General features: G+C 73.2%; 19 protein-coding genes. 12 read left to right on the top strand and 7 right to left on the bottom strand.

The window, feature by feature from the left end:
• Nucleotides 1–2 precede the first annotated feature (2 nt).
• A complete protein-coding gene (locus tag ACAX67_RS01355) occupies nt 3–422 on the top strand; it encodes a DUF192 domain-containing protein (RefSeq protein WP_370702018.1) in 420 nt (139 codons plus the stop codon).
• Here the strand turns inward: ACAX67_RS01355 and ACAX67_RS01350 are convergent.
• The 4 genes from ACAX67_RS01350 to ACAX67_RS01335 form a co-directional block, all read right to left on the bottom strand.
• Nucleotides 396–686, bottom strand: a complete 291-nt coding sequence (locus ACAX67_RS01350) for a hypothetical protein (RefSeq protein WP_370702017.1) — start codon at nt 684–686, stop codon at nt 396–398. The two genes, ACAX67_RS01355 and ACAX67_RS01350, sit on opposite strands and share 27 nt — an antisense overlap.
• Nucleotides 687–690: 4 nt before the next feature.
• Nucleotides 691–1,758 carry an SGNH/GDSL hydrolase family protein gene (locus ACAX67_RS01345; protein WP_370702016.1) on the bottom strand — a complete coding sequence of 356 codons (1,068 nt, stop codon included), beginning with the start codon at nt 1,756–1,758 and terminating at the stop codon, nt 691–693.
• A 1-nt stretch (nt 1,759) separates the two neighbouring features.
• Entirely contained in the window at nt 1,760–2,389 is a 630-nt protein-coding gene (locus tag ACAX67_RS01340; protein WP_370702015.1) for a sensor domain-containing protein, read from the bottom strand.
• 87 nt (nt 2,390–2,476) lie between these two features.
• On the bottom strand, nt 2,477–3,451 hold the full coding sequence (locus ACAX67_RS01335) for a serine/threonine-protein kinase (protein WP_370702014.1): 975 nt from the start codon (nt 3,449–3,451) through the stop codon (nt 2,477–2,479).
• 108 nt (nt 3,452–3,559) lie between these two features.
• Here ACAX67_RS01335 and ACAX67_RS01330 point away from each other — a divergent pair, with 108 nt between their 5' ends.
• From ACAX67_RS01330 to ACAX67_RS01300, 7 genes are all read left to right on the top strand, one after another.
• Complete coding sequence (locus ACAX67_RS01330) at nt 3,560–5,665, top strand: RecQ family ATP-dependent DNA helicase (protein ID WP_370702013.1); 2,106 nt, start codon at nt 3,560–3,562, stop codon at nt 5,663–5,665.
• A gap of 47 nt (nt 5,666–5,712) precedes the next feature.
• Entirely contained in the window at nt 5,713–6,813 is a 1,101-nt protein-coding gene (locus ACAX67_RS01325; protein ID WP_370702012.1) for a hypothetical protein, read from the top strand.
• 40 nt (nt 6,814–6,853) lie between these two features.
• Complete coding sequence (locus tag ACAX67_RS01320; RefSeq protein WP_370702011.1) at nt 6,854–9,670, top strand: DEAD/DEAH box helicase; 2,817 nt, start codon at nt 6,854–6,856, stop codon at nt 9,668–9,670.
• Nucleotides 9,667–10,344: an SWIM zinc finger family protein gene (locus ACAX67_RS01315; protein ID WP_370702010.1), complete on the top strand. Its 678-nt coding sequence runs from the start codon at nt 9,667–9,669 to the stop codon at nt 10,342–10,344. Before ACAX67_RS01320 ends, ACAX67_RS01315 begins: the two co-directional genes overlap by 4 nt.
• A gap of 50 nt (nt 10,345–10,394) precedes the next feature.
• On the top strand, nt 10,395–16,250 hold the full coding sequence (locus ACAX67_RS01310) for an EAL domain-containing protein (RefSeq protein WP_370702009.1): 5,856 nt from the start codon (nt 10,395–10,397) through the stop codon (nt 16,248–16,250).
• A 142-nt stretch (nt 16,251–16,392) separates the two neighbouring features.
• Nucleotides 16,393–17,808 (top strand): hypothetical protein, encoded by a 1,416-nt coding sequence (locus tag ACAX67_RS01305; protein ID WP_370702008.1) that lies wholly within the window; start codon nt 16,393–16,395, stop codon nt 17,806–17,808.
• Nucleotides 17,805–19,142, top strand: coding sequence for an ELWxxDGT repeat protein (locus tag ACAX67_RS01300; protein WP_370702007.1), 1,338 nt, complete (start codon nt 17,805–17,807; stop codon nt 19,140–19,142). Before ACAX67_RS01305 ends, ACAX67_RS01300 begins: the two co-directional genes overlap by 4 nt.
• 54 nt (nt 19,143–19,196) lie before the next feature.
• Here the strand turns inward: ACAX67_RS01300 and ACAX67_RS01295 are convergent, their stop codons facing one another.
• A complete protein-coding gene (locus tag ACAX67_RS01295; protein WP_370702006.1) occupies nt 19,197–19,934 on the bottom strand; it encodes a PaaX family transcriptional regulator C-terminal domain-containing protein in 738 nt (245 codons plus the stop codon).
• A 36-nt stretch (nt 19,935–19,970) separates the two neighbouring features.
• Between ACAX67_RS01295 and ACAX67_RS01290 the strand changes: the two genes are divergently transcribed.
• The 3 genes from ACAX67_RS01290 to ACAX67_RS01280 are packed head-to-tail and all read left to right on the top strand — an operon-like array spanning nt 19,971 to nt 23,330.
• The gene (locus ACAX67_RS01290; protein ID WP_370702005.1) at nt 19,971–20,909 is read left to right on the top strand and encodes a crotonase/enoyl-CoA hydratase family protein; all 939 of its coding nucleotides are present in this window, start codon (nt 19,971–19,973) and stop codon (nt 20,907–20,909) included.
• Nucleotides 20,910–20,913: 4 nt separating this feature from the next.
• On the top strand, nt 20,914–22,548 hold the full coding sequence (locus tag ACAX67_RS01285) for an acyl-CoA dehydrogenase family protein (RefSeq protein ID WP_370702004.1): 1,635 nt from the start codon (nt 20,914–20,916) through the stop codon (nt 22,546–22,548).
• Nucleotides 22,545–23,330: a crotonase/enoyl-CoA hydratase family protein gene (locus tag ACAX67_RS01280; protein ID WP_370702003.1), complete on the top strand. Its 786-nt coding sequence runs from the start codon at nt 22,545–22,547 to the stop codon at nt 23,328–23,330. Before ACAX67_RS01285 ends, ACAX67_RS01280 begins: the two co-directional genes overlap by 4 nt.
• Nucleotides 23,331–23,471: 141 nt before the next feature.
• Here the strand turns inward: ACAX67_RS01280 and ACAX67_RS01275 are convergent, their stop codons facing one another.
• Nucleotides 23,472–24,038, bottom strand: coding sequence for a TetR/AcrR family transcriptional regulator (locus ACAX67_RS01275; RefSeq protein ID WP_370702002.1), 567 nt, complete (start codon nt 24,036–24,038; stop codon nt 23,472–23,474).
• A 16-nt stretch (nt 24,039–24,054) separates the two neighbouring features.
• Nucleotides 24,055–24,543 (bottom strand): hypothetical protein, encoded by a 489-nt coding sequence (locus ACAX67_RS01270; RefSeq protein WP_370702001.1) that lies wholly within the window; start codon nt 24,541–24,543, stop codon nt 24,055–24,057.
• 104 nt (nt 24,544–24,647) lie between these two features.
• On the opposite strand from ACAX67_RS01270, the gene ACAX67_RS01265 reads away from it, so the two are divergent.
• Nucleotides 24,648–26,177, top strand: a complete 1,530-nt coding sequence (locus ACAX67_RS01265) for a carboxyl transferase domain-containing protein (RefSeq protein ID WP_370702000.1) — start codon at nt 24,648–24,650, stop codon at nt 26,175–26,177.
• Nucleotide 26,178: the final 1 nt, after the last annotated feature.

Below are 26,178 nucleotides of genomic sequence, written 5' to 3'. Positions count from 1 at the left end.
TGGTGCGCAGATCCTGCCACAGCACGCCGGCCCCGCTGATGGCGAGACGGCCCGTCTTCGGCCCGGGTGACCGGGTGCTGCTCTGCGACGACCGACCGGTGGCCCCGCTCGCGGTGGCCGACACCGCGCGGAGTCGCCGCAAGGGTCTGCTCGGCACCTCCGGCGTCGAGGGCGCCCTCTGGATCACCCGCGCGCCCTCGGTCCACATGGTCGGCATGCGCTACCCGATCGACGTCGCGGTGGTGGACAGGGCGGGGGTGGTGATCCATGTCGCCACGCTGCGCGCCTGGACCGGGATGACCCGCTTCCGGCTGCGCGCGAGCGCCACGATCGAGGCCGCCGAGGGGTCGATGGCGGCATGGGGGGTGCGGGTGGGCTCGCGGCTCGCGATCGGCTCAACCGAGCAGCGCGAGGGCGACTGACGCCGCGATCGCGACGGCGGAGACCCCCACGCCGAGGCGCGCCCACGGCCGGTCGCCCGCCGCGAGCGCCACCGCGGCGGCGATCGCGCCGACGACGGCCGGGAAGGCGACCTCCTGCCCGTGCTGCGCGCTCGCGTCGGCGCTGCTCGTCGGCTCGATCGCGAAGCCGAGGTAGACCAGGCCGTAGAGCGCGAGGACCAGGCACGCGCCCAGGCAGAGCAGGGCCGCCGGTCGCAGGGCACCCGAGCGCGTCATGGTCGCCATTCGATCAGGGGTAGCGCGGATTCTCCAGCTGCTGCTGCACGAGGTCGGCGAGCGCCTGGTGACCGGCGGCGTTGGGGTGGAAGCTGCTGGGATCGGCGATGGAGAAGCCGGGACCGCCGAGGTCGAGGTCGTTGATCCACGGGTCGTCGCTGCCGATCTCGTGGCCGTGGAAGGCCTCGGTCGGGTCGACGAACTCCACGCCGGCCTGGTGGGCGACGTCGCGCAGCATCGCGTTGAGCTCGGCGGCCTTCTGGTTCATCCAGACCTGGTCCTCCGCGAAGAGGAGGTTGCCGTAGCTGTCCGAGGGGTTGTCGACGAAGAGCTGCGGGTAGCCGACGATGACGATGCGGGCGTTGGGTGCCCGGCGCCGGATCTCCTCGTACTGGTCGAGCAGCTGCTGCGCCAGCTCCGGCAGCTTGTCCTCGATGCGCTGGTCGTGCTTCTCCTGGCAGGAGTCGATGAAGCCCACGCCGCCGGCGCCGTTGATGATGCAGTCCTTGACGACGTCGGCGAACCCGAGGTCGTTGCCGCCGATCGAGATCGTGACCAGGGAGACGCCGTCGTTCAGTGCGTCGTACTGCGGGTCCTCGCCGGTGTTGCCGTCGTTGGCGCTGCCGAGGTCGGGGATCTCCGCGCCCGAGCAGGCGACGAACGTGGTGCCGCCCGCGAAGTCGTTGTCCTGGCTGAGGATCTGCGAGTAGGCGTGGGAGGAGCGGTGGCAGCGGTTGTGGTCCTCCTCGTCGTCGTTGAAGGGCCAGAGGTCGTCGCGGTCGTCGAAGTCGGTGCCCTCCTCGTAGTCCCACGCGCCCTCGCCGGAGGAGTAGCTGTCGCCGAGCGCGACGTACTCGCCACTGGTCGCCTGCTCGAGCGGCGTGCGGGTGTCGCCGCCGCCGGACGGGACCGTGCACCCGTCGCGCTGGATGACCGCGCAGACGGCTTGGGTGAACGCGCCGGCCACCCGCTCGTGGACGGGGGTGATGAGCAGGCCGCCGGCCAGGATCGCGGCGACGACGGTGACGCCGACGTACTCCAAGGTGCCGGCACCGCGCTCGGACCTGCGCTGGGCGGGCATCTCAGTCGACCTCGGGGACGGCCGCGGCCGCGCTCGTGAGGACGTCGGCCTCGGGCCGGCCGCGCAGGACGTAGGACATCAGCAGGACCGCGGCGGTGCCGCGCCGCACGAGCAGCACGTCGGCGGTGATCGGCAGGTCGCCCTGGCTGGTCTGGCGCCACGCCACGCTGTCGGGCGGTGCGCCCGCCACGGTCAGCGGCTCGACCCGGAAGGTCGCGGTGGGGCTGCCGCTCGCCGTGCCGGTGGTGGTGTAGCCGTGGCAGCCGGGGAGGGCGTCGCGCAGCGCGGCGATGACGTCGGTGGCGGCGGCGTCGGTGTCGTAGATCCGCACGTGCTGCTCGAGGAACGGGCCGAGCGGACCCTTCGCGAACCGGATGCTCGTCGCGCGGACCGGCTCCTGCGGCTCGATGTCGACCCCGCAGACGGTCGTGCGGTAGTCGAGCCCCTGGCTGTTGCTGTCGCGCCAGCCTTGCGGCAGGGCGGCCTTCGTGATGAGCAGGTCGGAGGTCCGCAGCCCGCCGTCGTCGTCCCCGCTGTCCTTCATCAGGTCGCCCGGCGAGCCGCAGGCGGTGAGCGCCGCGGCCGCGGCGAGCGCCGCGAGGGCGAGGCGGGGGGCGCGAGGAGGGTTCACGTCGGCGACGCTAGGCCGGGTGCGCGCCTTCGCCGTGGGCCCGCGGTCCCAGTCGGTGGCCCGATCGGGCGGGCCCTCGCGGACGGGTCAGCCGCGGAGGACGAGCACGGCCGACAGGACGAGGAGGAGCACGCCGACGAGCGCGAGCAGCACGACGGCCGGCCCAGCAGGACCGCCGCGGACGGGCAGGGGCCGGGCCGGGCCGGAGGTCGGCTCGGGCGTGGGCGGGAGGACCAGCGTCGCCGTCCCGACGTACGGCGGCGGCTCTCCTGCGAACTGGTCGAGCACCTCGACCTCGCCGGGCTGCCAGGTGGACGGTGCGATCGCGGACAGCCGGGCGCGCAGGGCGGCCGCCGAGGGCGGCCGGCCGGCCGGGTCGGGGGAGCGGGCAGCGACGAGGAGGTCGCCGAGCGGGGTGCGGGGGATCTCGTCGGCCTCGAACGGCGGCCGGTGGCCGGTCAGCATCTCGAGCCCGACCGTGCCGACGGCGAAGAGGTCCTGGCGGGGGTCGGGGTCGGCGCCCGCTCGCTGCTCGGGGGCCATGTAGCCCGGGGTGCCGAGGCTGACGGCGGCGTGGGTCATCCTCGGCTCGTCCATGGGGGCGGCGATCCCGAAGTCGGTGAGGCGCACGTGGGGAGCGGCGCGGCCGGTCGGCTCGAGCAGCAGGTTGGCGGGCTTGACGTCGCGGTGGACCACGCGCGCCGCGTGGACCGCCTCGAGCCCCGCGAGCGTCTGGTCGAGCACCGCGATCACCCAGGCCTCGGGCAGCGGACCCCAGTCGCCGATGAGCGTGGCCACCGAGCCGCCGCGCACCAGGGGCATCGTGAAGAGCACCGCGTCGTCCTCGCCGACCCACGACAACGGCGTCACCACGTGGGGGTGGTGGATGCGCGTGGACTGCTCGCGCATGAACCGCAGCAGCGAGCCCGCGTCGCTCTGGCGCAGCAGCTTCGCCGCCTTGACGTCGCCGTCGGTGTGGTCGCGCACCAGCCAGACCGACCCCATGGCACCGTCGGCGACCGGCTCGAGGAGCTCGTAGCGGCGCGCGAAGACCTCGCCCACGCCGTCACCACCCGCCCTGGTCGCGGGAGCCGTCCGAGCCGAGCATGGTCGTCAGCGTAGCGACGACCGCTGCGGGAATGCGTCGGGCGGCGCTGGTAGACACGAGACATGACCGCAGCCACCGACGCCACCGTCCGCAGTCGCGCCGAGCAGCACCTGCGCGCACTCGTCGGCCACGACGGCGCGGAGCTCTACGACGACCAGTGGGCCGCGATCGAGGCACTGGTCGTGGCGCGGCGGCGGGCGCTCGTGGTGCAGCGCACCGGCTGGGGCAAGTCCGCGGTCTACTTCGTCGCCACGCTGCTCCTGAGGGAGGCGGGCAGCGGCCCCACCGTGATCATCTCGCCGCTGCTGGCCCTGATGCGCAACCAGATCGCGGCGGCCGAGCGGGCCGGCATCCGTGCGGTCACCATCAACTCCACCAACAGCGAGCAGTGGGCCGAGACCCACGAGGCGATCCAACGGGGCGAGGTCGACGTGCTGCTGGTGAGCCCGGAGCGGCTCAACAACCCGGGCTTCCGCGACGAGGTGCTGCCCCGGTTGGCCGCCACGTGCGGGCTGCTGGTGATCGACGAGGCCCACTGCATCTCCGACTGGGGCCACGACTTCCGCCCCGACTACCGGCGCATCCGCACGCTGCTCGACGAGCTGCCCTCCGGCATCCCCGTGCTGGCGACGACGGCGACGGCCAACCAGCGCGTCACCGACGACGTCGCCGAGCAGCTGGGCGCGCCGCTCGTCCTGCGCGGCAGCCTCGACCGCGAGACGCTCCGTCTGGGCGTCGTGCGCCTGAAGACCGCCGAGCAGCGGCTGGCCTGGCTCGCCGACCACCTCGCCGAGCAGCCGGGCAGCGGCATCGTCTACTGCCTCACCGTCGCCGCGACCCAGCAGGTCGCCGACTACCTGCGCTCCCAGGGGCACCAGGTGCGGGCCTACTCGGGGCAGACGGAGCAGACCGAGCGGCTCGCCCTCGAGCAGGCGCTGCTCGACGGCGAGGTGAAGGCACTGGTCGCGACCAGCGCACTCGGCATGGGCTTCGACGCCTCGCTCGGCTTCGTCGTCAACCTCGGTGCGCCGAGCTCGCCGGTCGCCTACTACCAGCAGGTCGGCCGCGCGGGTCGCGGCACGACCGGGCCGGCCTCCGTCGTGCTGCTGCCGGCGACGGAGGACCGCGACATCTGGGCCTACTTCGCCTCGCTCGCGTTCCCGCGCGAGCAGCTGGTGCGCGAGACGCTCGCCGCCCTGGAGGAGGGCGGGACGCTGAGCACGCCGGCCCTCGAGGCACGGGTCGACCTCAGCCGCAACCGGTTGGAGACGATGCTCAAGGTGCTCGACGTCGACGGTGCCGTGCGCCGGGTGAAGGGCGGGTGGGAGAGCACCGGCCAGGAGTGGGCCTACGACGCCGAGCGCTACCGCCGGGTCGCCGAGGCGCGGGAGCGCGAGCAGCAGGCGATGCTCGACTACCTCGCGACGGACCGCTGCCGGATGTGGTTCCTGCGCGACCAGCTCGACGACCCCGATGCGGCGGCGGACGGTGCGTGCGGCCGCTGCGACAACTGCGGCGGCCTCGACCTCCCCGACGACGTCTCGTCGAAGGCGGTCGCCGACGCGGCCGACCGCCTCGCGCGCCCGGGCGTGCCGATCGAACCGCGCAAGCTGTGGCCGACCGGGCTCGCGTCGCTCGGGGTCGACCGGGCCGGGCGGATCAAGCAGCCGGCCGCGGAGGGCCGGGCGATCGCCCGGCTCACCGACCTCGGCCACGGGCAGGCGCTGCGCGACCTGTTCCGGCCGGGACCGGACGCACCGGACGCCGTACCCGTCGGGCTCGTCCGGGCCGTCGTGGCCACCCTCGTCGACTGGCGACCGGCGCCCGACGTCATCGTGGTCGCCGAGTCGATGACCCGATCCGCGCTGGTCGCCGACCTGGCCGCGGGCCTCGCGCGCTACCTCCAGCGCCCCGTCGTCGGCCGGTGGGCCGTGACCGACCCCTCCGTCCCGCCCGGGGCGGGCGCGACCAACTCGGCGCAACGGGTCGCAGCCGTGAGCCGCCGGCACGGGCTGGTGCTCGACGCGCCCGACGCCGTGGCCGGCCTGCGGGTCCTGCTCGTCGACGACCTGGTCGTCACCGGCTGGTCGCTCACGCTGGCGTCGGACGCCCTGGCCGCCGCAGGTGCGGAGGCGGTGCTGCCGCTGACCCTGGGCGTGTCGGCCTGAGCCCGTAGGTCCCCGGGTTCGGGCGTTGTTGGTCGTACCTTCGATCCATGACCGAGGACGCTCCCGCCACGGGCCCCGTTGCTGCGACCGGGTCGACCCCGGTGACCGCCACCGCTCCGCCTCCGCCGCCGCCCGGCACGACCACGGCGGTCGCCGACCCGCCGCCGCCTCCGCCGCCGGTGCCGGCCAAGGAGAGGCCGCGGCGTCCCGGCATGGGACTGCTGCCGATCGCGATCGGCGTCGGCCTCCTCGCCGCCGCGATCGCCGTCGCGTCGACGCGCGCCCGCGCCGACGGTGACCTCGACTGGTCCAACTACTCCGTCGGGCTCGGGGCGACGGCGGTGCTGCTGGTCATCGCGCTCGCCGCGATGGTGCTCGGCGCCGGCCGCAGTCGCGAGGACCTGGTCACCTGGCCGGGCGTGGTCGGCATCCTCGGGGTCGGCGTGATGATCGGGATCGGCCTCGACGGCATCAAGCACAGCGAGGACTGGCTGCCCTACCTCGTCGGCGGCGTCGTCGTGGCGCTCGCCGTGGTCGGCTACATCGCAGTCCGGCGGGGGGCGTTCGTCGTCACGGCGATCGCCGGGCTCGGGCTCGTCTACATCCAGCTCTCCGACGACGTGATCCTCGACATCGGCAGTGACGACGACTGGGCGATCATCGGCGCGGCGACCATCGCGGCCTTCGTCCTCGTCATCACCGCGGTCGGCTGGCTGCTCCCGACGCGCGCGCTCAGCGGCGTGGTCGCGGGAGTCGTCGGCGTGATCGGCATCAACGCCCTGCTGATCGCGATGGCGGTCTCACAGTTCATCGCGAGCTTCTTCGGCGACTTCGGCATGAGCACCGAAGGCGACTTCTCGACCTACGGACCCACGCCCGCGGCACGGCCCGACTACGACAACGACGTCTACGTCGTGCTCGCGATCGCGGCCGTGCTCACCCTGCTCTGGGCCCTCGCGGCCTCGCTCGAGGGCAACCCCGGCTTCACGGTCCTGGCGATCCTGATGCCGGCGATCGCCGTACCGATCGCGACCTTCGTCCTGGCCGTCGAGCACCCGACCTGGTGGGGCGTGGGCCTCGCGGCAGCGGGCGCGATCGTCCTGGCAGCGGTCGGGCTGAAGCAGCTCGCCGCACGCAGGCGCGCCTGACGGGGAACTCTTCGTCGGCCCTGCCCGTTAGCGTCGCCATGTGAGCTACGTGCCCGTGACCGGACCGGCGACCTTCCGGCCGGCCGAGCCCCCACGCGACGGGACGATCGAGTTCACCGCCGGTCAGCGCTCGGTGGTGCTGCCGATCCGGGCGGCGCTCCCGGTGCTCAGCCGCGCACGCACGGAGCCCGACGCCCACCCGAGTGTGGCGCTGCTCGGCGGCGCGGCGCTGCTCGCGGGCCGGTTCGTCGCCGCCGGCAAGCTCGCCCCGGCCGAGGCCGGCGGACGCGCGAGCTGGCGCATCGACGGGCTCGACGAGCGCGATCGCGAGGCGGTCGACCGGCTCGCGCAGGCGCGGGCGTACGACGACGTCGACCCCGACGCGGCGACGGAGCTCGTCAACCGGGTGCTCGACGCGGTCGCCGACGCGCTCCCGCGGGCGGCACCTGTCGCGGGAGCGACCCAGGCGGGGCGATCGGCGCCGGCGGCGCCGGCGGCGCCGGCCGCGCCGACCACCGCGGCAGCCGCGCCGGCCGCACCGGCGCCGGTCAGCTTCGCCGACCGCGTCCGCCGCCGGGCGGAGGAGCGCGCGCGGGCGGAGCGGTCGGTCGCCGCCCTGCCCGAGCTGGTCCGGATCTCGCTGCGGGTGGAGGCCGACGAGGAGGAGCTCGCCGCCGGCTCGGTGCGCCTGGTGCTCCAGGTGCACGACGAGCGCGACCCGCTGCACGTCTGCGACGCGGCCGTGCTGTGGACCGACGACGAGGAGTCGCACGGCTTCGGCGCACGGGCGCGCGTGCATGCCAGCATCGCGCTGCGCTCGGCGGCCGAGGTGTGGCCGGTGCTCGACCGGCTGCTGGCCCTCTCCGTGCCCGACCAGCTCGACCTCGACGGGGACGAGGTCGGCAGCCTGCTGCAGCACGTCGGCGACCTGCGCGCGGCGCGGGTCGACGTGCACTGGCCCCGCTCGCTGGGCCGCGACCTGACCACGCGTGCCGTCCTCGATCGCCGCCCCGACCCGCGCAACCCCGAGCTGCCGCTCCAGGACAGCCCGCTCTCCGCCGACGGCCTCTTCGCCTTCTCGTGGCAGGTGGCCCTCCACGGTGACCCGCTCACCGACGCGGAGATGGCGCAGCTCGCGGGCGCCGTGGGGCCGATCCTCAAGCTCCGCGGCGCCTGGACGGTCGTCGACCCCACGACCGCCGAGCGGGCGCGCAAGCGGCTGATCCGGCGGGCGACCGGGCCCCAGGCACTCGCCGCGGCGTTGAGCGGGGTCGCCGACCTGCCCGAGGCCGACGAGGGTGCCGGCGACGCCGGAGGGGCGGAGGTGATCGTCGGCGCGAGCCTGCTGAAGGTGCGCGAGCAGCTCCTCGCGGCGCCGACCCGCGAGCCGCTCCCGGCGCCGGCTGGCCTTCGGGCCGAGCTGCGCGACTACCAGCGCCACGGGCTCACCTGGCTCGCCGACCTCACCGGGCTGGGGCTGGGCGCCTGCCTGGCCGACGACATGGGCCTCGGCAAGACGATCACCCTGATCGCGCTCCACCTGCACCGGCTCGAGCACGGCCTGTCCGAGGGGGCGCCGACGCTCGTGGTCTGCCCGGCCAGCCTGCTCGGCAACTGGGAGGCGGAGATCGAGCGGTTCGCACCCGACGTGCCCGTGCGCCGGTTCCACGGCGCGGCCCGCGAGCTGAGCGGCAGCACGGGCTTCGTGCTCACCACCTACGGCACCATGCGGCGCGACCACGCGGCCCTCGCCCAGGTGACGTGGGACCTCGTCGTCGCCGACGAGGCGCAGCACGTCAAGAACTCCCGCTCCTCGACGGCACGCGTGCTGCGACAGATCCCGAGCCGGGCGCGGGTGGCGCTGACCGGCACCCCGGTCGAGAACGACCTGACCGAGCTGTGGTCGATCCTCGACTGGGCGATCCCCGGCCTGCTGGGCAGTCGGCAGGCCTTCCGCCGGGTGTGGGGAGCGCCGATCGAGTCGGGCCTCGAGCCGACCAAGGCCCGGCAGTTCGCCGACCTGATCGGACCGTTCCTGCTGCGGCGGCGCAAGTCCGACCCGGGCATCGCGCCGGAGCTGCCGCCGAAGACGGAGACCGACCACCTGCTCGGGCTCACCCGCGAGCAGGCCGTCCTCTACGAGGCGTTCGTGCGCGACACGATGGAGCGCATCGAGCGGCTCGGCGGCGACGACCCCGCGCGGCGCGGCCTGGTGCTCGCCCTGTTGACCGGACTCAAGCAGATCTGCAACCACCCCGCCCAGTTCCTCAAGCAGTCGGGGGCGGTGCGCCTCGCCGGTCGCAGCGAGAAGCTCGACCTCCTCGACGAGCTGCTCGCGACCGTGGTCGCCGAGGACGGAGCGGTGCTGGTCTTCACGCAGTACGTCGCGATGGCCCGGCTGGTCGAGCAGCACCTGGTGGGGGCGGGGGTCGCGCACCAGTTCCTCCACGGCGGCACACCGGTCGCCCAGCGCGAGGCGATGGTGCGTCGCTTCCAGGACGGGGAGGTCCCGGTCTTCCTGCTCAGCCTCAAAGCCGGCGGCACCGGCCTCAACCTGACCCGGGCCGACCACGTGGTGCACGTCGACCGCTGGTGGAACCCCGCTGTCGAGGAGCAGGCCACCGACCGCGCCTACCGGATCGGGCAGACCCGACCCGTCCAGGTGCACCGCATGGTCACCCGCGGCACCATCGAGGAGCGCGTGGCAGCGCTCCTCGAGCGGAAGCGGGCGCTCGCCGACGCCGTGCTCGCGCGCGGCGAGGCCGCCCTCACCGAGCTCAGCAACGAGGACCTCCGCGACCTCGTCACGCTCCGCGCAGAGGCGCGCCGCGAGGCCTACCTGCGGGAGACGCCGTGAGGGTGACCCACGGCCGGCTCTCGGCGCCGCGCTCCGGCATCCGGTCGTGGTGGGGCAAGGCGTGGCAGCGCGCGGTCGAGGAGGCGGCGTACGTCGACCAGGACCTCCGCGCCGGACGCACCGCCGCCCGGCGGGGAGACGTGGGCGGCATCAGCGTCGACGCCGGCTCGCTCCTCGCCGCGGTGCGGGAGGGCGACGACACGTGGACCGTCGAGATCGGGCTGCCCGCTCTGCCGGAGGAGGAGCGCCGCGCCTTGGTCGACGTGGTGGCCGCGGAGACCGGCCGGATCGCGGCGCTGCTGGCCGGCGAGCTCCCCTACGACTTCGTCGAGCACGCCGAGGAGGCCGGCATCGAGCTGCTGCCCTTCGGCGGCGAGCTGTCGGCCGGCTGCACCTGCGACGCCTACCTCGACCCGTGCCGCCACGCGCTCGCGGTGCTCGTGCAGACCGGCTGGCTGGTGGACGCCGACCCGCTCGTGCTCTTCGCGCTGCGCGGTCTCGACCGCGACAGCCTGCTCCACGCCCTGCACGAACGGGCATCGGGAGCCCTCTCGACGTCCGGTGTCGTCGACCTCGCCGACGACGTCGAGGTCGCCGCCGACGCGATGCTGCGCGCGCGCCGGCTCGTCGAGCTGATGGAGGCGGGGGCCGAGCTGCCCGAAGGACTCGTTTGAACCCCTAAGCACCCCGGGCGGGGAGCGCCGTGGCGACCTAGCCTGGAGGAATGGATGCGGGGGGAGCCGTGTCCTCGGGGGCCGTGAGTGCGCGGAGCACCCGCGAGCTGTTCGCGGGACGCTTCGCCCTCGGCCGCGTGCTGAAGCGCGGGAACGGTGTGGACACCTACGTCGCCGAGGACCGCGAGACGGGAGCGGAGGTCGTCGTCAAGGCGATCGACGCGCGAGCGGTGCACGCCGCCGCGCGGCTGCGCTTCGAGCACGAGACCGCCGTGCTGCGTCGCCTGAGCGGCCGGGGGCTGGTCGAGCTCTACGCCTCGGGGGAGTACGACGGTCGCCTCTTCCTCGTGCAGCCGCTCGTGCCGGGGCAGACCCTCGAGGTGCTGCTGCAGGCAGGTCCGCTGTCGGTCGGCAACGCCCTGCGCGTGGGCATCGAGATCGCCCGCGCCCTCAGCGTCGCCCACGAGGCCGGGATCGTGCACCGCGACGTGAAGCCGGCCAACGTGATCGCCGAGGGTGACGATCCTGCCGGTGCCGTCACCCTGATCGACTTCGGCTTCGCGCGCAGTGCGCACCTCGACGAGTCGGTGCGCGACGACCTGGTCGGCACCATCCGCTACCTCGCGCCCGAGGCTGCGGGCCTGCTGTCGGCGACGCCCGACGAGCGCTCCGACCTGTACGCGGTCGGCATCGTCCTCTTCGAGTGCCTGGCCGGGGCGCCCCCCTTCCCCGGCCCCGGGGTCAGCGACCTGCTCCGTCAGCACCTCTCGGTGCAGGCCCCGTCCGTGTGCGACCTGCGGTCCGACGTGCCGCGGGCGCTCGACGCGGTGCTGCAGCGACTGCTCCGCAAGGACCCCGTCGACCGCTACCAGTCGGCGGCCGCTCTCGCCTACGACCTCGAGGCCCTGCGGACCGCGATGGACGACGGCGACCCGGACCCGCGCCTGACCATCGGCCGGGTCGACCACCGGCAACACCTCACCGACCCCGCGTTCGTGGGCCGCGACGCCGAGCTCGCGAGCCTGCGCAGCCTGCTGACCGAGATCGACGGCGGCGGCAGCGGCCTGGTGCTGCTCGACGCCGAGTCGGGGGGCGGCAAGAGCCGGCTGCTCGCCGAGCTCGGGTCCCACGCCGTCGGGCACGGGATCACCGTGCTCCACGGCCAGGGCGTCCGCGACGGTGTCCAGCTGCCGTTCGCGCTCATCCAGGGCGTGGCGCGGGAGATCGCGGACAGCGAGGACGCCCAGGCGGTCCGCGCGGAGCTGGGTGAGCGGCTGGGCGACAGCGCCCAGGTCACCGGCCAGGTGCTGCCGGCGCTCCGCCCGCTGCTGGGCCTGCCCGACGACGTCGCGGGGCTGGAGGCCTTCGGGCCGGACGCGTTCGGTGAGGAGCGCAGCCTCGCCGCGCTCCGTCAGCTGTTGATGGTGCTGGCGACCCCGGAGAGCCCGGTGCTGCTGGTGCTCGACGACTGCCAGTGGGCCGACGCGCTGACGATCCGGCTGCTCGCGGCGACCTTCGCCACGGAGGGGGAGCTGCCGCCGTACCTCGGTGTCGTCGCGGCGTTCCGCTCCGAGGAGGTCGCCGACGACGCGCCGCTGCGGACCATCGCGGTGGCCAAGTCGCTCCACCTCGGCCGGCTCAGCGACCAGGCCATGACCTTGCTGACGGAGTCGATGGCGGGTCCGCTGCCCGAGAAGGCCGTGGCGACCGTGGCGCGCCTGGCCGACGGCAGCCCCTTCATGGGGGCGGCGGTCCTTCGTGGCCTGGTGGAGGGCGGCGCGCTGACCGCCGGCCCGGACGGGTGGGTCGTCGACGACGCCGCCCTCGCCGAGGTGCAGACCGAGCGCCGGTCGGCCGCCGTGCTCGTGCGCCGCCTCGACCTCCTCCCGGAGGGTGTGGTCCGCGCCCTGTCGGTCGGCGCGGTCCTCGGCAAGGAGTTCGACATCGTGCAGGCCGTCGGGCTCGCCGGTCAGGCCGAGTCGGCGGCCTCGATCCTCGAGCAGTCGCTGCGCCGGCGGCTGTTGTGGGTCGACAACCGCTCGGGCAGGTGCACGTTCTTCCACGACCGGATCCGGGAGGCGCTGCTCGACCGGCTCGACGTGGGGACGAGGGAGTCGCTGCACAGCCGGATCGCCGACGCGCTGCTCGAGGGTGGCGCCGCGTCCGTCGACGACACGGCCGTCTTCGACGTCGCCTACCACCTCGATGCCGCCCGCCGTCACGCCGACGCGCTGCCCCACGCCCTCCGCGCGGCCGAGCTGGCCCGCGCGCAGTACGGCCTCGACTCCGCGCTCGCCCACTACCGCATGGCCGAGCGCGGCGTCACCGACGATGACCGCGCGACGCGCGCGCGGATCGCGACCGGGATGGGCGACGTGCTCACCCTGCGCGGGGCGTACGCCGACGCGAAGTCGGCGCTCGTGACCGCGAAGTCGCTGGTCTCCGATCCGCTGGAGAAGGCGTCCTTGGACGAGAAGCTCGGTGGCCTCGCGTTCAAGCAGGGCGACCTCGGCACCGCACGCGAACACCTCGAGGGAGCGATGGCGCTGCTCGGCCGGCGGGTGCCCCGTCGTACGCCGGTGGTCGTCGCGTGCCTGCTGTGTGAGGTGCTCGTGCAGGCGCTGCACAGCCTGCTGCCGCGGTGGACCACCGGCCGTCGCTCCCCCGACGGCCGGGACCGGGACTTCCTCGCGATGCGGCTCTTCAGCCGGCTCGCCTACGTGCACTGGTTCTCGAGCGGGAAGTTCCAGTGCGCCTGGGCGCACTTCCGCGGGCTGAACCTGGCCGAGCGCTACCCGCCGAGCGCCGAGCTCGGCCAGGCCTGCTCCGAGCACGCGCCCGTGATGACGATGCTGCCGTGGTACGAGCGGTCGCTGCGCTACGCCCAGCGCTCGCTGGAGATCCGGCGGGCCCGCAACGACCCGTGGGGCCAGGGCCAGAGCCTCGGGTTCGCCGGCGTGACGCTCTACGCCGCGTCGCGTTACGACGAGGGTGTCGACGCGTGCCGCGAGGCCATCCGGCTGCTGGAGTCGACCGGTGACCAGTGGGAGGTCAACACCGCGAGCTGGAACCTCGCGATGTGCCTGCACCGCAAGGGCGACCTCGCCGAGGCGGTCGAGGTCGCGCGGGCGACGTACGCCTCGGCGATGGCGATCGGCGACGAGACCTCGGCCGGCGTGGCGCTGTCGGTCTGGACCCGCGCGAGCGGCGGTCGTGTCGACCCGACCCTGATCGACGCCGAGCTGGCGCGCAACGGCTCCGACGTGAGCACGGCTGCCGAGCTGCGGTTCGCGGCCGCGCTGTGCGCGTTGCGCGCAGGCGACCTGGCAGGCGCGACCGAGCAGGCGGACAGGGCGGCCGAGCTGGTGCGCGAGGGCGGCCTGCGCCAGGAGTACGCCGCCCCGATCGCGCCGTGGCGGGCGACCATCGCGAGGCTCGCCCTGGAGGAGGTGTCGGCCTACGACGCCGCCGGCCGGGCCCGGCAGCTGCGCGACCTGCGGGTCCAGGTGCGCCGCGCGCGGTTCTGGGCGGCGAGCTATCGCAACAACCTGCCGCACGCGCTGCGGGAGGCCGGACTCCTCGCCGGCCTGCGCGGCCGGCCCGACAAGGCGGTCCGCCTGCTGGAGCGCAGTGCCGCGATCGCGGACGAGCAGGGCGCGCGCTACGAGGCGGCCCTGAGCCGCCAGGCCCGTGCGCGGGTGCTGGTGGCGCGCGGCGGCTCGGCCGACCTGCTCACCGACGCCACCGACGTCGTGCTCGAGCTCGAGCGGTCGTTGGAGGGAGCGGTCGCCGATCCCGAGCGCGATCCGACGATGTCGCTCTTCGATCGCTTCACCACGCTGCTCAGCGTGGGTCGCGAGATCGCCGCCGCGCCGACGACCACCGCGCTCGAGGCGGTGATCCGCGACGCCGCCCTCACCCTGCTGCGAGGCGAGCGCTGCCACATCATCAGCGTCGAGGACGTGCGCAACCAGAACCTCGTCACGGTCTCGGGCGAGCGGGCGGACGCGATCAGCCACACCCTGCTCACCCGAGCGATCGAGGCCGGCGTGCCCGTGGTCGCCGGAGACGTCTCGGCGGACGGCTCGGAGAGCCTGCTCCTCTCGGAGATCCGCTCGGTCCTGGTCGCGCCGATCACGGTCGACGGCAAGGCGCTGTGGTGCTTCTACGTCACGCACAGCCAGCTCGGTGAGCTGTTCGGCGAGGAGGAGGTCCAGCTCGCGAGCTTCGTCGCGACCCTCGCGGGCGCCGCCTTCGAGCACCTGGCCGGCACCGAGGCGAGGTTCCGCGCCATCGGTCAGAACAGCAGCGACGTGCTCACCCTGGTCGATCGCGCAGGCGTGGTGACCTACCAGAGCTCGGCCGCCTCGCGCGTCTTCGCGCTGCCGGCCGTCGGGCTCGTGGGACGGCCGATCCGGGAGTGGGTCCACCCCGGCGACCGCGCCCTCTTCGACGACGCTCTCGAACGGGCGGTCCGTGAGGACCAGTGCCGCGTGGAGTGCCGGCTCATGCAGGCCGACGGGTCCTTCCGCTACGCGGAGACCCTGGTCACCGATCTCTCGGACGATCCCGCCGTGGAGGCGCTCGTGCTCAACACTCATGACGTCACCGATCGCCGCCGCCTCGAGGACGAGCTCCGCGCCCGGGCACACTCCGACGAGCTGACCGGGCTCCCGAACCGGGTGCTGTTCCTCGAGCGGACCAACCGCGCGCTGGGCCGGCGCGACCGCGAGGAGCTCGTCGTCTGCTTCCTCGACCTCGACGACTTCAAGGCGGTCAACGACGCCCACGGGCACGGTGCGGGCGACACGCTGCTGCGCAGCATCGGGGAGCGGCTCACGGCCAGCGTCAGGCCCGGCGACACCGTCGCCCGCTTCGGGGGCGACGAGTTCGCGCTGCTGCTGGAGCGCACGGACCTGCGGACCGCCACCGTGGTCGTCGAGCGGCTGCTCGAGGCGATCAGCGTGCCCGTCGACCTCGGCGACGTCGAGGTGGTCATCCACGCGAGCGTCGGCATCGCCGTCTCGGAGGCGCGGCACGACGACACCGACGTGCTCCTGGCCGAGGCGGATGCGGCGATGTACGCCGCCAAGGCACGCGGCAGCAACTGCTACGAGTCGTTCCGGCCGGAGATGCGCGTCGCGGCCGAGCAGCGCTCCCGGGTGCGGATGGACCTCGACCTCGCGCTCGGGCAGGACGAGTTCTGGTTGCACTACCAGCCGATCGTCGACCTGCGGAGCAACGAGCGGCTCGGGGTCGAGGCGCTCATCCGGTGGAAGCGCCCCGGCCGCGGCCTGCTGAAGCCGGCGGACTTCATCGACCAGGCCGAGATGAGCGGCCAGATCGGCCCGATCGGCGAGTGGGCCCTGCGCACCGCCTGCACGGCGACGGCGCGGCTGCCCGAGCACGTCTACACCAGCGTGAACATCTCCGCCCGTCAGCTGCGACTGCCGCACCTCGCCGAGGTGGTGGCCGACGCGCTGGAGTCGTCCGGTCTCCCGGCGGACCGCCTCGTCCTGGAGATCACCGAGACGGCGACCGTCAGCGACCTGACGGGCGCCGTGGCCCGGCTCGAGGAGCTCAAGGAGCTCGGCGTGCAGATCGCGCTCGACGACTTCGGCACCGGCTACTCGCCGCTCACCCACCTGCGCAGCTTCCCCGTCGACATCCTGAAGATCGACCGGTCCTTCGTGCGCAACGTGATCGACAGCCACGAGGACCGCTCGATCGTCCGCGGCGTCATCGAGATCGCCCACCGGCTCGGCCTCCGCACGGTCGCGGAAGGCATCGAGAAGCATCGCCAGCTCGAGATCATGCGGGACCTGGGCTGTGACTCCGGCCAGGGCTACCTGTGGACCAGGCCCGTCGACCTCGAGAACCTCTACGCGCTCGAGACCCCTGCCTGATCGGCGAGATCGCACGCCCCGGGCTACGACTGGAACGGGTTTCACCGTTCGCCGGACAGGCGGCTCCTGACGCCCTAGGTTCGACGGGCGTCCGGCACGCAGCTCCCGCAGCGTCGGATGCTCGACCCGGACGGAGTCGGCCATGACGGCACGGCATCGATGGTTCTCCCTGCTGGCAGCACTGAGCGCGCTCGCGCTCACCGCCACGTTCGTGCCAGGGCAGAGCGCGAACGCCGCGCCAGGCGACACCCACTACGGAGTGGTGAGGGACATCTATCCGGGCATCCTCGGAAGCTTCCCGTTCGGTCTGACGGTGGCCGGCGACAAGCTCTTCTACAGCGCTTCTCACCCGGCGTACGGCAACGAGCTGTGGATGACGACCGCCGGTGGCACCACCAAGATGGTGCGCAACCTGGTGCCGGACACCGACGGCTTCGCGGGAGCCAGCCCGAAGCGCCTGATCGCCGTCGGCTCGCGGGTGTTCTTCATGGGCAACGACGCGACCCAGGACTCCGAGCTCTACGTCAGCGACGGCACCGCGGCAGGCACCCGGATGGTCGAGGAGCTCAACCCCTTCGACGACGCCGACATCTCCGAGATGACCGCCGTCGGCGACACCTTGTACTTCGTCCTCACCGACTCCATCGGCGTGCACTCGCTGTGGAAGTCCGACGGCACCCCAGGCGGCACCCACGTGGTCCACCCCTTCCACGGACTGCAGGACCCCCGTCCCCAGGACCTGACCGAGATGGGCGGCCTCCTCTACTTCACCGCGTTCCTCGACCCGCCCGGCCCCGCTGCCGGGAGGTACCTCTGGAGGTCCGACGGCACCGCGGCCGGCACCGTGCCGATCAAGCGCCAGAACCTGGTCACCCAGGAGATGACGTCGATGGGCGGCAAGCTGTACTTCTCGGCCCTGGTGGCCGGCAACCCCAGCGACTCCGAGCTGTGGACCTCGGACGGGACCGCGGCCGGCACCCACCTGGTGCGGAACATCAACACGACACCGGGTCAGGGCAGTGACCCCAAGTACCTCACTCCGGTGGGCGGCAACATGCTGTACTTCGTCGCCGGCGACAGCAGCTTCGACCGCGAGGTGTACCGGTCCGACGGTACGACGGCCGGCACCCGGCGGGTGCGCAACATCCGGTCCGCCGGCAACAGCTTCGCCTCCGAGCTGACCGACGTGAACGGCGTCCTGTACTTCTCCGCGCAGGGCGACGACTTCCGGGTCGAGCTGTACCGGACCGACGGCACCTTCGCGGGCACGAAGCGGGTCACGCCGGCGTACCCCGCCGGCAGCACCGACCCGAAGGAGCTCACCGCGTTGGGCGACCTGCTGTTCTACCGCGCCAAGATCAACGCGAGCCAGGACCAGCTCTGGGTCACCGACGGAACGACCGGCGGCACCCACGCCGTCGGCCAGGTCAGCGAGTCGAGCGAGCTCTCGCCGGGCGACCTGACCGCGTTCAACGGCGATCTCTACCTCCGCGACAGCTTCGACGCGGCCGACAACCCCTACGGGACCGAGCTCTACAAGGTCACGGTCGAGCCGTGAGCACGGACCTGCGCCGTCTGCGCCTCGTCGCGCCCGTCGCCGTGGCGGTGGCCCTCGGCGTGCTCGCCCCCGTCGCCCACGCCGCGCCCGGCGACACGCACACCAGCCTGGTGCGGGACATCAGGCCGGCTGCGGCCAACAGCTTCCCGGCCGAGCTGACCGTCGCGGGTTCGACGCTGTACTTCCAGGCGAACACGCCGGTCCTCGGCACCGAGCTCTGGAAGACGACCGCCGCCGGCGTCACCAGCCTGGTGCGGAACATCGAGCCGGGCAGCGACAGCAGCAGTCCGCGCTCCATCACTCCCGTGGGGTCGTCGATCTTCTTCGCGGCAGGTCAGGACCGCGAGCTGTGGAGGAGCGACGGGACGCCGGCCGGCACCCGCCGGGTGCGGAACATCAACCCGGCGGGGGACTCCGCGCCCACCGATCTGGTGGACCTCGGTGGGACGCTGCTGTTCTCCGCGGTCGTCGGCGCCGACCAGGAGCTGTGGCGTTCCGACGGCACCGGACCCGGCACCGTGCGGGTCAAGGACATCAACCCCAACGTCAACAGCTCGCCCAGCGAGCTGACGGTGATCGGCAGCACCGCCTACTTCCGCGCCTTCGACACGACCGGCTCCCGGTTGTGGAAGACCGACGGGACCACGGCGGGGACCGTGCGGGTCCAGAACGTCGCGCGCTTCCCCCAGCACCTCACGGCGGTCGGCGGCAAGCTCTACTTCGCCGCCCAGGACCCCACGCACGGCGAGGAGCTCTGGGTCTCCGACGGCACCGCTGCCGGGACCCACATGGTCCGCGACATCGCCCTCGGCGCCTCCGTCGCCAGCGCGCCGACCGAGCTGACCGCCGTGGGCAGCAAGCTCTACTTCAGCGCGCGGGACACCGGCGGCGACCGGGAGCTCTACGTCTCCGACGGCACCGCCGCCGGCACGCACCGGGTGCGCGACATCGATCCGGCCGCCAGCAGCTCCCCGACCGGGTTCGCCGCCCTGGGCGGCACCGTGTACTTCGGCGCTACCCAGGGCGGGGACACCGAGCTGTGGAGGACCGACGGCACCGCTGCCGGGACGGTGCGGGTGAAGAACATCAACGCCTCGGGCAGCAGCAGCCCCGTCGACCTGACGGCGTCCGGCGGGCTGATGTTCTTCCGGGCGACGACGCCCGCAGGCGACCAGCTGTGGAAGTCCGACGGGACCGGTCCCGGGACCCTCCCGGTCAACCCCAACCTGGTCACCAGTCCGACGGAGCTGACCGACTTCCAGCTGTCGCTGTACTACGCCGCGACCTCGAGCCAGTACGGCATCGAGCTCTGGAGGACCGAGATCGAGCAGTAGGGCGGCTCGACCGGCTCAGGCCGAGGTCGGTCACGCCCGCCGCGCGCGCGTGGATCAACGAGCTGAGGCGGGGCCGGTGATCGTCAGCGCGCGCAGCTCGGCCTGGTAGGCGGCGTACGCCTCGCGCAGGGCGGCTCCGGGCCAGTCCCGGGGGAGCAGCTCCGGGGGGAGGAGCGGGTCGTCGGTGAGGTGGCGCACGACGTGGGCGGCCACCGCGAGGCGCGGCGCCGGCTTGGAGGTGCGTGCGAGCTGGTCGAGGAGGTCGCGGCCGTCCTTCGCCCAGCCGCGGAGGTCCCACAGCTCCCGGGCCAGCCGCCCGGGGTCGTCGTCGGGGCGGGCGCGGAAGGTGGCGAGGACGGGGTCGCCGGCGTACGCCGGGCCGCGGCCCAGGTTCGCGGGCCGGGTCCACACTCCCTCGCGGAGCTCGGCGAGCCGCGCGGTCGTCAGCTTCTCGCGGAGGGTGGCGCGCTCGGCGCCCGAACGGCCGGTGACCACCACCACGGCCATCTCCCAGTCGCCGTCCCAGGCGGTACCGGCGTCCTCGACCGCCTCGTCCTGCCGGCGCTGACGGGCGACGAGCCGCTCGCCGAGCACGTAGTCGCCGTGCTCGCGGACGAGGTCGCCGGCCGCGACCGCCCGGGTGAGCGCGACGCGCAACGTTGAGGCGGGGATGCCGAAGTGCTCCCCGGCGCGGGTCACCTGGGCCGGCGACATCCGGTCGGGATGGGAGCCGAGCAGGAGTGACAGCACCACGGACCGGGCCGGCAGCGGTTTGAGTTGCGCTACAGGCATGGACACAACTGTAGCCGAAACTGTAACGTCGTGGACATGACCGACGCAGCGCCGTGGCGGCGCGACGCGCACGAGGGCCCCGACTCGCCGTACGCCGGGCTGCCGCAGGCCGACGAGACCCGTGACTACCGCACGCTGACCTACGAGGTGGACGGCCGGGTCGCGCGGATCACCTTCGACCGGGCCGAGCACGGCAACGCCATCACCCCGGACACCCCGCTCGACCTCGCGCACGCCGTCGAGCGCGCCGACCTCGACCCGCGGGTGCACGTGATCGTCGTGAGCGGCCGGGGCAAGGGGTTCTGCGGTGGCTACGACCTCGGCGCCTTCGCCGAGCAGGCCATCCCCAACCACGACCCCTCGAAGACGTGGGACCCGATGGTCGACTACGCGATGATGAGCCGCTTCACGAAGGGCTACGCGTCGCTGCTGCACGCGAACAAGCCGACCGTGGCCAAGATCCACGGTTTCTGCGTCGCCGGTGGCACCGACATCGCGCTGCACTGCGACCAGATCCTCATCGCCGCCGACGCCAAGATCGGCTACCCGCCCACCCGGGTGTGGGGCGTGCCGAGCGCCGGCATGTGGGCGCACCGCCTCGGCGACCAGCGTGCGAAACGGCTGCTGCTGACCGGCGACTGCCTGTCGGGTCGCGAGGCGCTCGAGTGGGGGCTCGCCATCGAGGCGCCCGAGCCCGAGGACCTCGACGAGCGCACCGAGAACCTCGTCCAGCGGATCGCGGCGATGCCGATCAACCAGCTGATGATGGTCAAGCTCGCCCTCAACTCCGCGCTCTTCGCCCAGGGCGTGCAGAACAGCCAGATGGTGTCGACCGTCTTCGACGGGATCTCCCGCCACACCCGCGAGGGCTACTCCTTCGCCGCGCGTGCCATGGAGGCCGGCTTCAAGCAGGCCGTGCAGGAGCGCGACGGGGCGCCGTACGACGACTTCGGACCCTCCACCAACAAGGGATGAGCAGATGACGAGCACGCACGAGGTCTTCAACCAGGTCCCGCCGCTGGTGGGGCACAGCACCGCCGCCGACCCGGCGCTGCGCGAGGGGGTCGAGCGCGAGGGCGCCGGCTGGGCGCTGCCGGAGATCGACGAGCTCGGCACGCTCGCCGGCACCGAGGAGGCGCAGTCGTGGGGCCGGCTGGCCGAGCGGGTGCCGCCGCGGCTGCTCACCCATGACCGCTACGGGCACCGCGTCGACGAGGTCGACTACGTGCCGGCGTACCACCAGCTGATGACGACCGCCGTCTCGCACGGCCTGCACGGCGCCCCGTGGGCCGACGACCGGCCGGGCGCGCACGTCGCGCGGGCCGCGAAGTTCATGGTCTGGTCGGTGGACGCAGGGCACGGCTGCCCGATCTCGATGACCTACGCCGTCGTACCGGCGCTGCGAGCGAACCCCGAGCTGGCGGCGCGGTTCGAGCCGCTGCTGACCAACCGCGAGTACGACCCCGGCCTGCGCGACCCCGCGACCAAGCGGGGCCTCATCGCCGGCATGTCGATGACGGAGAAGCAGGGCGGCTCCGACGTACGGGCCAACACGACGGCCGCGGTGCGTCAGGACGACGGCAGCTACGTGCTGCGCGGCCACAAGTGGTTCACCTCCGCGCCGATGTCGGACATGTTCCTGACGCTCGCCCAGACCGACGCCGGCGTGACGTGCTTCCTCGTGCCGCGGGTGCTGCCCGGCGGTGCGGCCAACGCGATGCGCTTCGTGCGGTTGAAGGACAAGCTCGGCAACCGGTCCAACGCGTCGTCGGAGATCGAGTACGACGCCGCCGTCGGCTGGCTCGTCGGCGAGGAGGGCCGCGGCGTGCGGACCATCGTCGAGATGGTCAACATGACCCGGCTCGACTGCGTGATCGGCTCGTCGGCCGGGATGCGGACCGCGCTCGCGATGGCCGCGCACCACGCGCGGCACCGGTCGGCCTTCGGCGAGCTGCTCATCGACCAGCCCGCCATGCGCAACGTGCTGGCCGACCTGCAGGTGGAGTCCGAGGCCGCGACGACCGCGATGCTGCGGCTGGCCGGGGCCAACGACCGCGCCATCCGTGGCGACGAGGGCGAGGCCGCGCTGCGCCGGATCGCGCTCGCCGTGACGAAGTACTACGTCTGCAAGCGTGCGCCGATCGCTGCCGGTGAGGCGCTCGAGTGCCTCGGTGGGAACGGCTACATCGAGGACTTCGACCTCGCGCGGATCTACCGCGAGCTGCCGCTCCTGTCGATCTGGGAGGGCTCGGGCAACGTCGCCGCGCTCGACGCGCTGCGCGCGATCGCGCGGGAGCCGCAGTCCCTCGACGCGTTCTTCGGCGAGGCCGAGCTGGCGCTGGGCGCCGACGCGCACTACGACGACGCGGTCGACCGGCTCAAGAAGGAGCTCACCTCCTTCGACGACATCCAGCTGCGGGCGCGCCGGATCGTGGAGCTGATGGCGCTGGTGTTCCAGGGCTCCCAGCTGCTCCGGCACGCGCCTGCCGCGGTCGCCGACGCCTTCTGCGCCTCTCGGCTCGGGCGGGACTGGGGCGGTGCGTTCGGCACGCTGCCGACGGGGCTCGACCTGGCGCCGATCCTCGAGCGCACCCGCACGGGCTTCCCCGGATGAGCATCGAGGTCTCGCGCCACGGGCCGGTCACGGTCGTCACCATCGCGCGGCCCGAGGTCCGCAACGCGGTGGACACCGAGCACGCGCAGGCCCTCTACGACGCCTTCCTCGCCTTCGACGCGGATCCGTCGTCGTCGGTCGCGGTGCTCACCGGTGCGGGTGGGACCTTCTGCGCCGGCGCGGACCTGAAGGCGGTCTCGTCCGGGACCATGAGGGCGGACCCGCCGGGGACGGACGGTCCGGGCCCGATGGGCCCGTCACGGCTGCTGCTCTCGAAGCCGGTCATCGCCGCGGTGTCCGGTCATGCCGTCGCCGGCGGGCTCGAGCTGGCTCTGTGGTGCGACCTGCGGGTCGCCGATCCCGACGCCGTGTTCGGCGTGTTCTGCCGGCGCTGGGGCGTGCCGCTGATCGACGGCGGCACCATCCGCCTACCGCGCCTGATCGGCCACTCCCACGCGCTCGACCTGATCCTCACCGGCCGCGCGGTCGGCGCCGACGAGGCACTGCGGATGGGGCTCGCCAACAGGGTCAGCGCACCCGGCGCCGCCCTCGACGAGGCGGTCGCCCTGGCCGAGCAGATCGCCGCGTTCCCGCAGCTCTGCCTGCAGCAGGACCGCCTGTCGTCGTACGAGCAGCACGGCCTGCCCCTCGACCGCGCGCTCGACGTCGAGTGGGTCCACGGCGGCCGCTCCCTGCTCGAGGCCATGGCCGGTGCCGCCCGTTTCCGCGACGGTGCCGGTCGGGGTGGTGCCTTCCAGCCCCCGACAGATTCACCGTCCTAGCGACAGTTTCACCGTCCCAGCGACAGTTTCACCGTCCCAGCGACAGTTTCACCGTCCGGGCGGTGAATCTGTCGCTGGGACGACGCAATTGCAGCGTCCCAGCAACAGATTCACCGGCCGGACGGTGAAACTGTCGCAGCCTCAGGCCCCCAGCGCGGCGACAGCCATCTCGGCGAGCAGCGTGCGGAGGTCGTCGTCGGAGATGGCGTGGCCGGCGCGTGGGGTGGAGTTGAGGAGGCCGAAGGCGGCCTGGGCGGAGGCGTGGGCAGCACCATGGCCGAGCCCGGGGCGCAGCAGCCTGAGCTGGGTGGCGAGCAGGTCGACGTACTGCCGCTGGAGCCGGCGGACCTGTGCGCGCGCCTCCTCGGGCAGCGACTCCCAGTCGCGGTCCTGCACGATGATGAGCGGCCGGTGGCCGAGCGCGAAGTCGACGTGCCAGTCCACGAGCGCGCGTACGGCGGCAGCAGGGTCCGGCGCCGACGTGACCCGCTCGCGACCGACGGCGAGCAGCTCCTCGCTGATCGACACCAGCATCTCGGCGAGCATCGCCTGCTTGCTCGAGAAGTGCTTGTAGAGCGCGGGTCCGGAGATCCCGCAGGCCGCGCCGAGCTCGGACACCGAGACGCCGTGGAAGCCTCGTGCGGCGAACAGCTCGGCCGCGGCCGCGAGGATCTGCTCACGCCGGGTGGGTTCCGCTGTCGTCGTCACCCGCCCAGGTTAATGCTCATTCACCCGGCGCGTGGTGCGGAAGGCCGGTCGCGGGGTTGATCTCCGGCGAGACCCCTGTCGTGCCGGCCGCGGTCTCGACCTCCTTGCCGTCGTCGAGCTCGTCGTGCCAGTCGTCGGTCGGCTCGTCGGCGCGTCCACCGTGGGCGGCCTCGCGGGACGCCGCCTTCGGCTCGGTGGCCTCGGGCAGGCCCGGCTCGGGCTCGACGTCGCGCGCGAGCTCGGCCGCCACCGCCGCCTCGGCGGCGGCGTGGGGGTCGGGCGTGATGATTTCAGGGGGCGCCTCGCCCGAACGGGCGTCTTCCGGGCGGTCGTCGACCCGCTCCTCCTCGGCCGCCGGCGCAGCGCCGGAACCGGTGAGGCTGCTCGCGACCCTGTGCACCTGGCCGGCCGCGGACGTCACGGTGGCGACGGGGTGGGTCACCGCGTGCGCCGTCTTCCCGATGACTCCGGTGGCGAGCTTGCTGAGAGTGCCGACGGTCGACATGGTGGTTCGCTCCTCTGTTCGTGGGGTTTCTTCGGGAGCGCAGTACCCGGGCGGCGCGTGCCCACCCGTTGACCGGTCAGGTTAATGATCGTTAACCTGGGGGCATGACGAGTCTCGAGGAGCTCACCGCACAGCTGCGCGAGCGGTTGGCCCGGGTGCGTGAGGGCGGCAGCGAGGCCGCCCGCAAGAAGCACACCGACCGCGGCAAGCTGCTCCCGCGCGACCGGATCGACAGGCTGCTCGACCCGGGCAGCCCGTTCCTGGAGGTCGCGCCGCTCGCCGCCTTCGGCATGTACGGCAAGGACGGCGACGACTACGCCGTCCCCGCAGCGGGCGTCGTCGCCGGCATCGGCCGCATCGAGGGCCGCACGTGCATGGTCGTGGCCAACGACGCGACCGTGAAGGGCGGCACCTACTACCCGATCACCGTCAAGAAGCACCTCCGTGCGCAGACGATCGCTGCCGAGAACCACCTCCCCTGCGTCTACCTCGTCGACTCCGGCGGCGCCTTCCTCCCCATGCAGGACGACGTCTTCCCCGACAGGGAGCACTTCGGCCGGATCTTCTTCAACCAGGCGAACATGAGCGCCCGACGCATTCCCCAGCTCTCGGCGGTCATGGGGTCGTGCACGGCGGGCGGCGCCTACGTGCCGGCGATGTCCGACGAGACCGTCATCGTCCGCAACCAGGGCACGATCTTCCTCGGCGGCCCGCCCCTGGTGAAGGCCGCGACCGGCGAGGTCGTGACGGCGGAGGAGCTCGGCGGCGGCGACGTGCACGCCCGCACCTCCGGGGTGGTCGACCACCTGGCCGAGGACGACGCGCACGCGCTCCAGATCCTTCGAGGGATCGTCGGCACGCTGCCGAGCCCGCAGGCGACGGCCCCGGCCGAGGTCGAGGAGCCCCACGAGCCCCCCGAGTCCCTCTACTCCGTGGTCCCGGCGAGCACCCGGACGCCGTACGACGTCCGGGAGGTCATCCGCCGCCTGGTCGACGGCTCGCGGCTGCAGGAGTTCAAGCAGCTCTACGGCGACACGCTCGTCTGCGGGTTCGCCAGGATCCACGGCCATCCCGTCGGCATCGTGGCCAACAACGGCATCCTCTTCAGCGAGTCGGCGCTCAAGGGCGCGCACTTCGTCGAGCTGTGCAACCAGCGCGGGATCCCGCTGCTCTTCCTGCAGAACATCACCGGTTTCATGGTCGGCAAGGACTACGAGAACCGTGGCATCGCCCGCGACGGCGCCAAGCTGGTCACCGCCGTCGCCTGCTCCGTCGTCCCTAAGCTCACGGTGGTGATCGGCGGGAGCTTCGGTGCGGGCAACTACGGCATGTGCGGCCGCGCGTACGACCCCCGCTTCCTCTGGATGTGGCCCAACGCCCGCATCTCGGTGATGGGCGGCGACCAAGCGGCCAACGTGCTCGCCACGGTGGCGGGCCGCGAGGACGACGAGGCCTTCAAGGAGCCGATCCGGGAGCAGTACGAGACCCAGGGCTCGCCCTACTACGCCACTGCGCGGCTGTGGGACGACGGCGTGATCGACCCGGCCGACACCCGCCGGGTCCTCGGCATGGCGCTCGCGGTGACGGCCGACGCGCCGGTCGCGGACCCCTCCTACGGCATCTTCCGGATGTGAT

The organism is Nocardioides candidus (assembly GCF_041321175.1).
Taxonomy (GTDB): Bacteria; Actinomycetota; Actinomycetes; order Propionibacteriales; family Nocardioidaceae; genus Nocardioides.
This window is presented reverse-complemented; position numbering and strand designations above follow the sequence as displayed.